6 protein-coding genes are annotated in these 14,277 nt (G+C 60.1%); 1 reads left to right on the forward strand and 5 read right to left on the reverse strand.

Features of this window, described 5'->3' with window-relative positions:
- The first annotated feature begins 268 nt into the window (after positions 1 to 268).
- The gene (locus K1Y02_19950; protein ID MBX7258645.1) at positions 269 to 1,447 is read left to right on the forward strand and encodes a Gfo/Idh/MocA family oxidoreductase; all 1,179 of its coding nucleotides are present in this window, start codon (positions 269 to 271) and stop codon (positions 1,445 to 1,447) included.
- A gap of 10 nt (positions 1,448 to 1,457) precedes the next feature.
- Here K1Y02_19950 and K1Y02_19955 read toward each other — a convergent pair whose 3' ends face one another.
- The 5 genes from K1Y02_19955 to K1Y02_19975 all read right to left on the reverse strand — a co-directional run bounded on the left by K1Y02_19955 (position 1,458) and on the right by K1Y02_19975 (position 14,195).
- The gene (locus K1Y02_19955) at positions 1,458 to 3,359 is read right to left on the reverse strand and encodes a PocR ligand-binding domain-containing protein (protein MBX7258646.1); all 1,902 of its coding nucleotides are present in this window, start codon (positions 3,357 to 3,359) and stop codon (positions 1,458 to 1,460) included.
- A 546-nt stretch (positions 3,360 to 3,905) separates the two neighbouring features.
- Entirely contained in the window at positions 3,906 to 8,432 is a 4,527-nt protein-coding gene (locus tag K1Y02_19960) for a right-handed parallel beta-helix repeat-containing protein (GenBank protein ID MBX7258647.1), read from the reverse strand.
- 155 nt (positions 8,433 to 8,587) lie between these two features.
- Positions 8,588 to 9,406, reverse strand: a complete 819-nt coding sequence (locus K1Y02_19965) for a DUF1080 domain-containing protein (protein ID MBX7258648.1) — start codon at positions 9,404 to 9,406, stop codon at positions 8,588 to 8,590.
- Positions 9,407 to 9,513: 107 nt separating this feature from the next.
- Positions 9,514 to 11,316: an oligoendopeptidase F gene (gene pepF / locus K1Y02_19970; protein MBX7258649.1), complete on the reverse strand. Its 1,803-nt coding sequence runs from the start codon at positions 11,314 to 11,316 to the stop codon at positions 9,514 to 9,516.
- A 182-nt stretch (positions 11,317 to 11,498) separates the two neighbouring features.
- The gene (locus tag K1Y02_19975; GenBank protein ID MBX7258650.1) at positions 11,499 to 14,195 is read right to left on the reverse strand and encodes a DUF4091 domain-containing protein; all 2,697 of its coding nucleotides are present in this window, start codon (positions 14,193 to 14,195) and stop codon (positions 11,499 to 11,501) included.
- Positions 14,196 to 14,277: the final 82 nt, after the last annotated feature.

Consider the following 14,277-nt stretch of genomic DNA (forward strand, 5'->3'; position numbering starts at 1 on the left):
CTTAAGCTTTGTTGTGGCACGCTCTCCGGACCGCGCCACTCTATTTTTGTCTTCCCCTCGAAATCGAGGGTCCATCTTCACGGTTCGGACGCCTTTTCGCGGGGAAGTTAGATGCCCGCCTGCGAGGATATGAAATGATGCGGTGTTTTGCTCGACTCTTGGTGCGATTGCCCTGTTACTTTCGCCTTGCTCCAGGTTTCTGCCGGGACTATCATGCAACCTCGCAACCGGTCACAACACCACCATTCCTCGCGGAAGGGAGATTCTCATGAGCATCAACCGTCGTCAATTCATCACGTCCGTTGCAGCGGCATCCGTAGCGGCAAGCTTCTCGGCACGCGCGCAGGAGCCTGCCAAGAAGTTGAAAGCGTGCATCATCGGCGACACGAACAACGGCGGTTACGGGCATGACATGCACCTAATCTTTGCCCTCCGCGAGAACGTCGAAGTTGTCGGGCTTGCCGACCCGGATGAAGCGGGCCGCACCAAGAATGGCGCGGAAGCGAAGGCGGCACGGTTGTACGCGGACTACCGCGAGATGCTGGAGAAGGAAAAGCCGGATTTGGTCGTCGTGGGGCCGCGTCAGACGCCGAAACACAAGGAGTATCTTCTTGCGTGCGCCGAGCACGGATGTCACGGGATCATCGAGAAGCCGCTGGCAGTCGATCTGGCCGAGGCGGACGAGATCATTGCGGCCATGGACGCGAAGAAGCTGAAATGGGGCATCGGATTTAATTTCCGCGCCACCGCGCTGATGGCGCATGTCCGTAAACTTGTCGTCGAAGACCGCATTCTCGGCAGCGTGCTCGAATTGCGCGCGCGCGGCAAAGAAGACAACCGGGCCGGCGGCGAAGATCTCATTGTTCTCGGTTGCCATGTGTTCGATATGATGAAGTACTTGCTCGACAAACCGTCGTGGTGCGCCGCGGACATTACCTTCAACGGGAAGCCGGCGACCAAGCAGAACATCGCGGAAGCGACAGAACCGCTTGGTCCCATTGTCGGCAATCGGATCAGCGCGACGTTCGGGTTCGCGCAAGGCGTCCCCGGCTTCTTCTCCAGCATGAAGAATAAGGACGGCGGTGGACGCTGGGGCCTGGACATCTACGGTTCGCAGGGCATCATCACGATTCGCATGAACGTTGACGCGCAGGTATTCCTCCTTCGGGATCCGAGTTGGGCGCCGGGTGGCACGGAGTTGAAGTGGGAACCTTTGCCCGGCATGCCGGCCCCGCCCCCCGGCGAACAGAAACTCACGCGGTATCTGCCGATTATCGACGATGTGATTGCGTGCATCGGCACCGACAAGACACCGATGTGCAGCATTCAAGACGGCCGCGACGCGCTGGAAATGACGCAGGCGGTCTTCGAATCGTACGTTCAGGGCGGCGGCCGTGTGGCAATCCCGCTCAAGGAGCGGACGCACCCGCTCAAACGTTGGGCGTAGGGCTCCAATTCTAGAACGCGTCTTCCGACCTGGGTTTGATGACGCGCGCAAGTTCGTCGCGCAGCGAGGGCATCCGGAAAGGCTTCTGCAGGAAGCCGGCGTGTCCTTGCCCCGCGTAGCGCTGTGTGATCTCCTGCTCGTCATACCCGCTGCAAAGGATGATGGGCACATCGGACTTGATCCGGAGAAGTACCTCCAAGGTGGCCATTCCGCCCATCTTCGGCATCATGAGATCGAGCAGCACGCAGTCGAGACGTTCTGCGTGTTCCCGGTAGATTGCGATGGCCTCTTCGCCGTCTACCGCGAGCAGAGTCTTGTAGCCGAGTTTGCGAAGCATGGACGCGCATAAATTGCGAACGGCGTCTTCATCGTCCACGACGAGAATCAATCCACTCTGCGCGGGCTGCGGCAGACTGACGGCCCCGGCCTCCGCCCCGCCCAGTGTCGGCGATTCCGTTACTGCGCCTGGCTGCGACGCGGGAAAGAGAATGCGAACGGAGGTCCCCGTGCCTGGAGCGCTCTCCACCATGATGGCCCCTCCGTGGCCTTTCATGATGCCTTGAACCGCGGACATACCCAGTCCACGCCCCGTGAACTTCGTTGTAAAGAACGGATCGAACAGTTTCTTCAGCGTCTCCTCGTCCATGCCACAACCGGTGTCCGTTACTTCAACGTAGACATACATGCCCGCCGGCGGTTTCGATTCCATACGGCTTTGTGCCATGTACGCATCGTCGCACTCCTCTACCCCCGTCGAAATGGTCAGCGTGCCGCCAGCCTCCCCGATTGCCTCGGCAGCGTTTGTTATGAGGTTCATGATGACCTGCTGGACCTGCCCCGCATCCGCGCGCACCGCCGGGATCCTTCGGGCAAGCTGAAGCGAAAGTGTCGAAGTCTTGGAGATGGACGCGCGCAGCATGTGCACAATTTCCGCCACCACTTCGCTGAGGTTGAGGTCCTTGATAATGAAGCGTCCTTTTCCGGAGTACGCAAGCATTTGTTGCGTGAGATGCACGGCGCGCCGCGCGGCGACGACAGCCTCTTCAATGCTGGAAACGACCGGCGAATTGGGGGAGAGTTCTTCCATCGCCAAATCGAGATTGCCGAGAATCGCCATAAGCAGATTGTTGAAGTCGTGGGCTATGCCGCCGGCAAGCAGGCCGAGGCTCTCCAGTTTCTGCGCGTGAAGCAGACGGCGCTCCATTTCCAGGCGCTCTTCTGCCGTGCGCTTCCGCTCCTCAATGAAACGCTCTTGAAGCACGTTCTGATAGGCTCGCGTGGACAACTCGTTCGCGAACAGGAACAACACCTGCGCGATATTCTCGAACCGCTGCTTGGACATCACCGGCACTTGCCCAAGCGCTTTTTGGAACTCTTCCTTATCCGCGCCGATTTCGTCGGCGTACTGCAACATCCGTTCTTCGTCTTGCGTCTCGTTGCGGACTTGGCCGATCAGCCAATTGGCCACGTGCTTGCCGCCCACCGTGATGCTGGCGCCCGCATCCCACAGGCCGCCGCTCAGACAAGGCTGAATAATGGGACCGCTTGGATTGTGGCGTCCAATTACGGCGTCGGAGCAGAAACAGTTGGCCAGCCCCTTTTCGGTATTGCGAATAATGTCGATACACAGGCGGCAGAAACTGCTGGGTTTGGTGATCGGAGTGCCGTCTGGGTGGGTGATAATCGAAGCTACCCCGGTCGCTCTGGCAAACGTATCCTGGATGCGCTGCAGTTCCTCGAGGTCGAACATCTCGGAGAAGTCAACGTCCGTGTCGATCGCCGCAGGCTGCCCCGAATGCGCTGACGAGGCTTCAGGTTCATCTGGAATCAAACGGCTCGAGACGGATGGGGGCTGTTGTTGACCGGGCCTCCCGACCGCGAGCGATTCACCCCGCTGACTGGAATCGTCCATGACAGTCCTCCGACCCCCAGGCGCGTGCGATGTCAGCCTGGAGACTAGCCCGGATTTCTCGCAAACACACTTGAAAGTCTCTCGTAACCAGTGCGTATGCGAGACTTACGGCGAAGAACAAGGCGGTTCTCCATGAACAAAGTGTGTTCGCGAGGAATCCTCATGGCATAACCTTAAAGTCTTGCACGCGAGCGATTTGCGTTGGCGCTCAATCGCGCCGGTACAAATTGCGGACTAGAGAAGAATCCGGCAGCTCAAAAGGAAGGAAAACAAGGGTCACCGATGCGAACCCATTCGCGCACCGGCGCAGGAATCGCTACCATCCTTAACAGCCAACAGATACTTTCCAGTCAAAAGTCTCAGTTCTGTTCCGAACGAAGCTCGCGCAACTCCAAGGACGAGAGCACTGCTCCCCTTTTCAAGATGGAGCGATTGCTACTTACCCCAGTCCCCGGCACCGCGTTCCCCTATGCAAGCCACAATGTGGACGCATAACAATAATAGCACATCGATCCGATTTCGTGGAATGCCCCGCCAATTCGTCGCTCACCGAGGGGAGACGACCGACTCCCGATACGCATCCCCGTACAGCCCGATTTCTTCAACGGGAATGGGGACAAATGCACCCGCGGACGGCAGGCGCGAATCCCGGCGCAGCCGTAAATCGCCGTCCTCCCGGTCGAAGAAGCCTGGATCTTCGTTCAGGATCTGATTGCCGATGGTTTCCTGTATTCCCCGATCGCGCTCCAGGAGACGGCCACAGTCGACCAGCACGTTCCGCCAAATGCGGTTCACGTCGACGCCCTCACGCAGCCGCGCCAGTTCGGGATAGCGGGTCGCGTACGGCGGCTGGGTAATGTCCACATCCTGGTAGAGGAGCTTCTTGACACCCTCCGAATCCAGAAACTCGTTCCAGCGCTTCTCGCCCCATCCCGAAAGACTGACTCCAAACCGGCACTCGATGAACAGGTTGTTGTCGACCCAGTTGTCTTTCCCGCCGTGAATCTGCACGCCGCCAAAGAGGCCCTCGGAACACCGCTCAAAGATGTTCCCGTAGATCACGGTGCCGCTGATGGCATCGTCGAGCCGGACCCCCGCCTGACCGCAGGGGCCGCGGCCGTTGCCGATATCGTGGAAGTGGTTGTAACGGATCACATTGCCGCGATACCCGAAGTTATAGAACATGTCGATCGCGCCTTGGTCGTCGGATTCTCGAACGACATCAAACACGTCGTTGAACTCGATCACGTGGTCGTTGCCTTCGATACGCATCGCGTGGCAAGGCGTGTCGTGGAACTTGTTGTGAACGATGCGATTGCCCACGCCGTGCATGTATACGGCGGGAGTGTAGGTCCGGTCGATGCGCGAGAAATCGTGTACGTCGCAGTTCTCGATGAAGTGACCGCCGGGACTCAGCGTCTTGCGGTCGCCTCCCGATACGACCACACCGCCGCGTCCAAGCGTGTGCAGGTCGCAACTCAGGACACCGTGATTGGCACCGCCATCGATAACGACGGCAGCGTTCGCGAAGCGGCGGACCGTGCAACCCGCGAGGAGGCAGTGGTCGCCGCCCGATACGTGTATCGCGTCGCCGCGTCCGAGTTCCAAGGTGAGATTTTCGAGAACGACGTGCGACGCGCCATTCACCTGCACCATCGGCTCGTTCAGCATGGACAAGAACACGCGTGCCTGAGCGGGATCGGAAGGAGGATAAACGTAGAGCACGCCCGCATCGCGGTCCAGATACCACTCGCCGGGCCGGTCGATTTCCTCCAACAAGTTGAACGCGTAATACTCCTGGCCCGCTTTGACGCCGTAGTTGCTGGCGCTTTGCGTGTGAATCTGACGGTTTTGGACGTCAATCGACGCGACGCCGATGGCGTTGTCGGCCCAGTCGTAGAACCAATAGCCGTAGAGCCAAATGTCCTTCGCCTGCGTCCACCGCGAAGGCCGGTCGCCGCTGTAGGCAAACACCGCGCCACGTCCTGCGGCCTTGTCGCCGGCGTCGGCGACCTCGCCCGTGCGTACGAACCCTTCGTTGGGCCAACGCGCGGGAGTCAACGGCGTGTCGTTGAAGTACAGCTCGATAAGAGGCGTGGAAGGTTCTGCGAAACCTCGCGGCGCGCGTACGCCATAGTCCGTGATGCCTTGCGCCTTGAGATCGGCAGCCCACACCTTGCCGCGCGCCTCCTCCGGAAGACGCGCCAACACCGCGGCGTCGTTGACCACCGCGAACCCGCTGACGGCGGCGCCACCGCACAGGACCGCGCGTTCATTGGGATGCGAACGAAAGACTACCGGCGCATTCTCCGCTCCCGAGACCTCCGCCCCTAGAATGGTGCTTTGCGTAATGGAATAGACGCCCTCCCGAAAATTGACCGTCACGCCTCCCGCCGGCAACGGACCTTTTGCTTTCAGTTCGGCAATTGCCTGCGCGGCACGCTGCGGCGTTGCGAACGGCGCGTCTGCCGTGCCCGCGTTCGCGTCCGCTCCGGCCGGGGATACGTACAACTGCAGACCGGGTTCGGGGCGCGCGGGAATCCGCACGCGGCTCGCTTCGGGATCGCGCGCGGGCAACCCCTGTTCGAGTCGAACAATCTCGGACACGCGCGATTCCGCTTCCCACTGAAGGTGCGGGGGAAGGGACGGAAGAGAGAGAACCCGCGCGCAGGCCTCTTGTGCGCGCTCGTACTGGCCGTTGGCCACACAGTCCTTCGCGACCGACAACCACGCAAGCGCGCGGGTCGGCACGGGCAACTGCGAGTCGGTCGCGATGGTCTCATATGCCTTGCGCGCCTCACGCCAGTTTCCCGCCTCCAAGCACGCGCCGGCCAATTCGAAGCGGGCGTTGGTCGTCAGATTGGCTCCGAGGCCCTCGACGTCCAGCGCGGAGCGATAGGCTTTGCGCGCATCGGCGTAGTGTCCCTCCGCACGCGCGGAACGCCCAATTCCCATCCATGCGCTGAAACAGCCTTCCGCGCCCAGTTCGGGGATGGCAGGAAGGGCGGCGCGCGCTTGAGTGACTGCCGTGTCCTTGGCGCGAGATCCATTGAACGGACCGATGCGATCCATCGGAATCGGCGCGAAGCCGTTCTCGTACGCCGGTGAATCGTCCTGAAGCCGGAAGTCGAGGCGCTCCGCATCGACGAACTTCGGATCGATGTCCACCATATTGCCTTCCATATCGAGATAGGGCCGGGCGATTTCTTCAATTTCTTCCCACTTCCCGCCCACGCAGATGTTCCTCGCAATGCGGTTGCCCTTCGGCGCTTTGGGTTCGTCGTCGATAATGGAAGGAAGTTGCGGATAGCGGCGGCTGTAGGGCGGCTTGGTGTAGTCGATGCCAAGTATCGTACCCTTTTCTCCCGCTTCCTTAATCCAGTCATCCGCATGATAACCGGCCCAGTTCATGGCGCGCGCATCGATATGCAGCGCAGGATCGCAGTCCACAAAAATGTTGTTCTCGACCGTGTTGTCGCGTCCCCCGCCGATAAATGCGGCGCGCGTCACCTTGTGAAACACGTTGCCGTAGATCGTGGCGGACGCAAACATGTCGTCCAGGTAAACACCGACACAGCCCTTGTTGAGGAAGCCGCGGATGTCGTGGAAGTAGTTGTATCGAATGATGTGCCCGCGCATGGTCCAATCGCGGCCCGCATACATCGCCCCCGCGTCGTTCGATTCCTCGCACACGTGATGGAGTTCGTTGTATTCGAACAAGTGGTCGTTGCCGGAGAAGAAAATGCCCATGTGCGGCGCGTCGTGAATGAGGTTGTTGGCGACGATGTTGCCCACTCCGGACACGCTGACGCCCGCGCTCCCAATCGGGTTGACGCGGCCGTAGTGGTGGAGGTGATTGTCGCGCGCGGCGAGCTTACCCGGTGTAAGGCTTGCGCGATCGCCACCGCTCAGGGACACACAGCCCTTGCCAACGCGGTACATGTCGCATCCCGAAACCAAGTGTGCTTCGCCGGATGCCGTGACGCCCCAACCGCCCACGTTGCGAATCGTGCAGCCGCGTACGTGTACACCGCTGCCGCCTGCAATCGTGATTGCCGTGTCTCGCGCGGCCTCCAGCGTGAAGCCCTGTAGGGTAACGTGCGATACGTCTTGCAGCGTGAACAGACTCGGGATATTCGACAGAATGACCTTGCCGCGGCCTGGATCGTCGGTCGGCCAGAAGTACAGGACGCCTTCCTCGCGGTCGATGTACCACTCGCCGGGCATGTCGATTTCGCAAAGCAGATTCAATGCATAGAACCACTGGCCCTTGCGATAGCCGTAGCCGTGGTACGGTTCCGCAACGCTGATGATGGAATTCGCCGTGTCTATCGAGGCGACTTTGTGACGTTGCTCGGACCAGTCCCAGAACCAGTAGCCGTGTACCCACGCATCCTTTTCGTTGATCCATCGAGTGGGGCGGTCGCCTTCATACTTGAACTGACCAACCTTGCTTCCCTTGATGCCGTGAATTTGATGGCCGTCATCCACGACGATATCGACGATGTTCACGAAGCCTTCATTGGGCCAGCGCGACAACGTCATCGGGTTGTCTTGGAAGAACAACTCAACGCCGGCGCCGGGAAGTCCGAAATCGGTAATGCCGCGATCTTTCAGGTTTGCACGAAACACGTGACCCCGCGCGTGTTCGTCAAGGCGGCTCAGGGTCGTCTCGTCGGTGACGCGCTCGAGATTGTCTATCGCGACGCCGCCCGAAAGCCGCACGTCTTCACCGGGAAACGCCATATAGATGACGGGGGCCTCGGGCTTCCCCGAATCTTCGCCGGTTAACGACAGCGGTGCGTCCAACGTGTAGGTTCCGCCCCTCACGACAACCGCAATGTTGCCGCGTGCCGCGCCTTCTGTCTTGATGCGGCGAACCTCGTCGCGCGCACGCACAAGCGTGGCAAAGGGGCCGTCGGTCTTGGCCTCGTTGGGTGCCGGCAGAGCGCCGCTCCACGCGTCGTTGCCTTGGCTGGACACGAACAGCGAGCGGGCGGGAGCGTCGCCCGCGCCCGCGTACGTTGACGCCGCAAACGTTATCGCCAGTGCAACCAACAAAAGCCGATTCATTGTTAAATCCCCTCTCTGCTCAAAGGAAAAGCAGCCCCTCTGCGAAGCGCGCATCAGCACGGCGCTTCGCTCCTTGACCTGAGGCAACTCGATTGCCAATCTACCGTTGCGATCAGGCAATGCCAATCATGGCCTCTTTGCGCAAACAACTTCCTTTAGTGCTTGGGCAAAGGCTCGATGTCAAAGCGGCGGAAGAAGATCTCCGCCATCTCGGATTGAATTTGAATGCGGCCCTTGCAGGGCTTGACGTCGTAGCACTCGTTCACGAGGACGCCGTTAATGAGTACTTTGATTGTGTTGCCCTCGACGACGCACTCGTACGTGTTCCATTCGCCGATGGGCTTCTCGACGTCCTTGGCGCCGCGGAAATTCTTCACATCCTGCCAACCCGGATCGCGGCCAAACCAATTGATGCGTCCGCCGTTGATGGTGGCCGGCTTTCCGCCGGGCTGATACACGTAGCAGTCAGCGACCTTTTCTGGCGCGGTGTGGCTCGTGATCGCGAACGTGTCGCTGTTGTCGCCAACCACAATGAAGTCGCCCGAGCCGCCCTCGATCAACTGGCATTCGATCGAGTTCATCCAGATGCCGCCGTATGCGCCATCCGCGCCGATCGAATGCAGGAGAATGCCGCTGTCCCGCGCTTTATCGACACGCGGCGCCCACGTCTTCTCGCCCCACTTGTATTCCGCGATCAACCGGTAGTTCTCGAATTCCTCGTTGGAGGTGATGCACCCGAGCTCTTCGCCCGATATACGCAGAATTCCGTCCGTTACCGTGAACACTTTCTTGGGATCCGTGTCTTTACCGCGATCCTTGATGAACGTGTAGAACCCCGACAAATCCTTGCCGTTGAACAAATGTACTGTTCCCGCAGGCGCTTGTTGTGCGTGCCCCTGCATGCAAATCAGCGATGCACCCAACAGAAACGTCCCGCACACCAACAAAGCTGCAAATCGATTACGCGTGGTCATTCCGTGCCTCCCCTGGTTACTTCTGACATGAGAGTAGCATACATGGACTCACGGTCTCAGGCACGCCTGCGGAACACGCGACCTGGCCGCGCTGCGCCTTCCTGGGCTTAGACCAACTCGGCCAACTCGTCGACCAGCGTCTTGAACCGCGCCATCGCAGTCGCGACGGGCTCCGGACTCTCCATATCCACACCGGCATCGCGCAGCAGATCCAGGGGGAACTTCGAGCCGCCGCTCGACAGAAAGCGCAGGTAGGCTTCGCGCTCGGCCTTGCCGCCGTTGAGCACGCGTTGCGACAGGGCAATCGCTGCGGACAGTCCCGTCGCATACTTATAGACGTAGAAGGCGCTGTAGAAGTGCGGTATGCGCAGTCCCTCCAGCGACAGCTCTTCGTCAAGGGTGAACTTGGGCCCGAAGTAGAGTTCGAGCAACTTGCCGTATTCGGCGCGCAGGCGCTCAAGCGTGAGGGGCTCGCCGCTCTCCGCGATGGCGTGAATCACTTTCTCGTACTCCGCGAACATCGTCTGCCGGATGATGGTGCCGCGAATCTCGTCAATCTCTTTGTTGATGAGGAAGGCGCGCGTGCGTTTGTCTTTCGCGCGCTCAAAAAGATACTTGCCGAGCAGTTGCTCATTGAATGTCGATGCAACTTCCGCAACGAAGATGGTGTAGTTGTAATACTGGTAAGGCTGATTGCGCGCGCTGAAGTACGTGTGCATGGAATGCCCCGCTTCGTGCGCCAGCGTGAACATGCTGTCCATGACGTCATTGCGGTAGTTCATCAAGATATACGGCGGCCCGACGTAAGCGCCCGACGAGAACGCGCCGCTGCGCTTTCCCTTGTTCTCGTAGCGGTCGACCCAGCGCCCCTTGAGACCTTTCTCCAGCGCCTTGCAGTACTCTCCGCCCAGCGGCTCCAGCGATTCGAGAATCGTCGATACCGCGTTGCCGTAGGGAATGTTCACGCGCTTTGTCTGCACAATGGGGACGAAAATGTCGTAGGCGTGGATCTGCCCCAGCTTCAGCGCCTTTCGGCGGACTTCGAAGTAGCGGTACATGGTGTCGAGATGGTCGTGCACCGCCTGAATAAGGCTGTCGTAAACGGCCACCGGCACATTGTCGCTGAAGAGAGACGCCTCAAGCGCGGAGGGATAGTTGCGGACGCGCGCGTGATAGATGTCCTGCAGCACGGACGAACTGAGCGTTGCCGCGAGCGTGTTCGCGTGCTCGCCGTATTCCTTGTAGAACTGATGGAAAGCCTGTTTGCGCACGGCGCGTTTGGGCGATTCGAGCAGGCTGCGAAAAGAGCCTTGCGTCAGTTCGGTCTTCCTGCCTCGTTCGTCCTTCACGTCCCCGAACTTCAGATCGGCATCGTTCAACTGGCCAAAGACTTTGCCCGCCGTGCCGGCCACTTCGCCCTGCATGGCAAGCAAACGCTCTTCTTTCTCGGAGAGAATGTGCTTGCGATAACGAAGCAGCTTTTCCAAGCTGAAACGGAAGTCTTTGAGCACGGGATCGTTGAGATAGGCTTGAATTGTTTTCTCAGGAATGGCTTGGATCTCGGGCGCGATGAAACTCGCCGCCTCGCTGGCTCGCGTCGCCATGAACACATATTGCTGCACCATGCCCTGGTAGGTGCTGTTGGACACGTCCTCCGAGGCCTTCAGGAATGCATACTGCGACAGACGCTCCGCGAGCTTGTCCAGGTCCACATCAAAATCGTAGCAGGCCCGCAGCATCTTCGCGGACTTCCCCAGCTTTCCACGAAAGGCGGCAAACCCCTCGATGCGCTTCTCGAACTCGGCGTACGCCTTGTGCCATGCGTCATCGTTCTTGAACAGGGGCGAGAGGTCCCACGTGTCCTCTGCCTTTACTTCACTGCGAAGCGGAGCCTTGTTGGTCTTGGCCATGCGTAGTGACATCCTTTGAAGGTTGCTGTGCCCGATTGCTCGCCAAGTATAAACAATGCCCGTTGACAGCAGCCAGCGCGCGCGCAAACCTCCACATCCGCGGACAATGCGAAAGGCGATAGCGTACGGCACGCCCGAGTCAAGAGGTCATTCGTTCGAAAGCAGCGCGGCCGTTTCGCGCGTCACTTCACCGCGCGCGACAGCTCCGCAATAAGGTGCCCGAGGGCCTCTCGCTTGCCGAGAAGGACATTGGGATCGCGCGTGAACGACACAAGGTCGGGCACGAGCGTCTTGAAGTTGTTCTCCTTCTCGGCCTTCGCCACGAGCGCCGCGTTGCCGCCCTTCTTCTTCACGGCTTCCAGCAGATTCGCAAACAGCACGAGGTAGTCGTAGTCCTCAATGCCGTCGCGGATGGTGGCCAGGCGAATGGAACTCACCGGACCTTTGGGGCTGGGGTAGATGAGACACCCGTCTCCATTGCATGGCGTAACGTCGAGTTGATCGAACCACGGGTTCTCGCCCTGTTCGGTATAGTTGGCGGCCCAATAGTGCATGCCTTTGATGCCCAGCACCCAGGATTGCCAAAACAGAATCCGATGCTCCATCGCCGCGAAATCGATGAAGAAGTTGGCGTAGGGGCGCGGCGGCGTCTGATTGACGTACCACCAGGCCTCGCGGCCCTTCGCGATCTCGCCGAGAAGCACCGTGCTGTTGACCGTGTCAAACACCGGCACGTGAACGGCCCAGATGTTGCAGATCTCATGAAGCAACGGCGACGTTCCAAACGTTGTCACAACCAGCGGAATGTCCGGTGCTGCCGCTTTCCACTGGGTCATACGTTCGACAAGGCGCGGCCATGCAGGCCGCAGTGGCTCATCCGCAATCTGGCAGAAGGCCTTCCCCTTGAGCCCTTGCTTGGCGACAAACGCATTCGCCTGGGCGAGTTGTTCCGGCAGTTCCAACAGCGACGGCGGCACCGACACCGAGCTCGCGCCCGCTTTGAGTGCCGAGGCAAGCTTGGGAGCATAGGCTTTGAGCGCTCCCGCATAGTCGGGACTTTCCGCGGGCAGTTGCACGAGTTCGCGCAACGTCACGCGATGCGCCAACCCTAAGTCGAGATACGCGTCATCCAAGGCCTGCGGAGTACCGGTGTACCCGAGCGCTTTGCACCACCCCGCGGCGTTGCCGGAATCGAAACCGAAGTCGGTCTTCAACGAAGGCGTCACCGGCAAGTCGAAGTCGAGCACTTCAACGCGCATAAAAAGCTCGATGGGATCGGATTCGGCCGCGCTGATAGCGATGGGCGCGACGTATTCGCCTGCGGGCGTGCCGGACGGTATGTGGACGGTAATCCACAGCGGTTGGCATTGGCCGCCTTTCACCGCGAACGGCTCGAACGGCGGCAGGGCATCCGGCCACAGGCCGGTGGGCCCTTCAAAGTGTGACGGGATGCGCACGGGATAGTACGCAACCGTACTCACGCGCACGTTGGATTCGGCGATGCGGTCGCCGGTGGAATCGTTGGTCAGCGCGCCGACATTCACGTTCACGTCGAAAAGCTGCCGGTCGCTCGCGGGCCGCACGACGATCTGGAACGACTCGCTTTCGTTACGCGCCACCATCAGACGCGCCGTAGGCTGCACGGCGCCCGCAGGCTGCACCTCATCGTCGGGAAAGATCTTCTCGAGGGCGCTCTCAAACCAGACCGCGGTGGGACCCTGCGCGGCAAGTGCGCGCTTCAAGGTGCGCTTGCCCCGATTGAGCGCGAACGGCGCGTCGGACCACGGTTCGAACGATACCCCTTCCGCGGGCGAGCCAACGACGAATTGCGTGTCGATGCCGCCGTGGGGCGAAGCCGTGTCTTTGCCCAGCATGTAGTCCTTGCCGCCGGCGGACAATCGGCCCAGGAATTCATAAGCCCCCGCGCCCGGCGCTTCCAACGGGTACGAGCACCGAATCACGGTCCCCGGCGCAAGGTCGAACTTCTTTTCCGGCAGGTGCCACACGCGCTTGTTTCCCGCGCGCACACTGCCCTTCAACTGAAGACCGGCAATTTGTTTTGTCGATGCAATGTAGACTTCCAGTTTGCCGTCGCGGTACTCGATTTGTGTGGCCAACTCATCGGTGGCGAAATCCACCCGCGTGAGACCGGTAATCAGGTTCACCCGATACGCCGTCTGCCAGGTATCTCCCGGCTTCATCAATTTGGGCACAAACGCCGTCTGAAACGACCCGAACAACTTTTCGTCGTTGCGCTCGGCGAGAAATGAATGGACCTGATCGGCATTGAAGACTCCGCACAACGATTCCTTCGATTGCGGATCGGTCACGGCGGCCCAATTGCGCGCCGCGAGAAAATATTGGTTGCGCTGGGCATTGACGACGCCGTCGACAGACGGGATGTCGATGCGGTCCGTCTTCTCATACGCGCCGCCGGGGGTGACATCGTTGCGAACCCACGGGGCGACCCACTGCGCTTCTTGGCCCTTGTGTTCGATCTTCCATGTGACGCGGATGGAACTTTCGTTGGGGATGGGCTCGACCGTCCGCGTAACGTGCAGCCCCTTGATGTTCGGACCGTCGCAGTCGTACGAATACTGCAGCACGGGGCGGTCCTGGACGGTATCGACGACCTCGAGCTTCTCGTTGAGACGCCGGTTGGGAACGTAGAAATTGCCTACCCCGAAGCCTTCCTGCAGCAGGCCCTCTCCCCCCGCCGCATTGAGCTTGGTTGCGAGCGTCGCAAACCGTTCGACGAACCCGCCCGCGCCGGGAGCCAACCGCAGCAACGTGTAGTTGCCCTGGATTTCGACGACATCGTCCACCGCGGCCGCATACGCGCCCGGAATGATTAGCAATAACGCAGCAATTGCCCTCACAAGAAATACTCCTTGGTATCAACGTCCGCACCCAAACCGGGGATTCTACACGATGCCGGCAGGGGGTGCGAATGAGGCGGCA

The organism is Candidatus Hydrogenedentota bacterium (assembly GCA_019695095.1).
Taxonomy (GTDB): Bacteria; Hydrogenedentota; Hydrogenedentia; order Hydrogenedentales; family SLHB01; genus JAIBAQ01.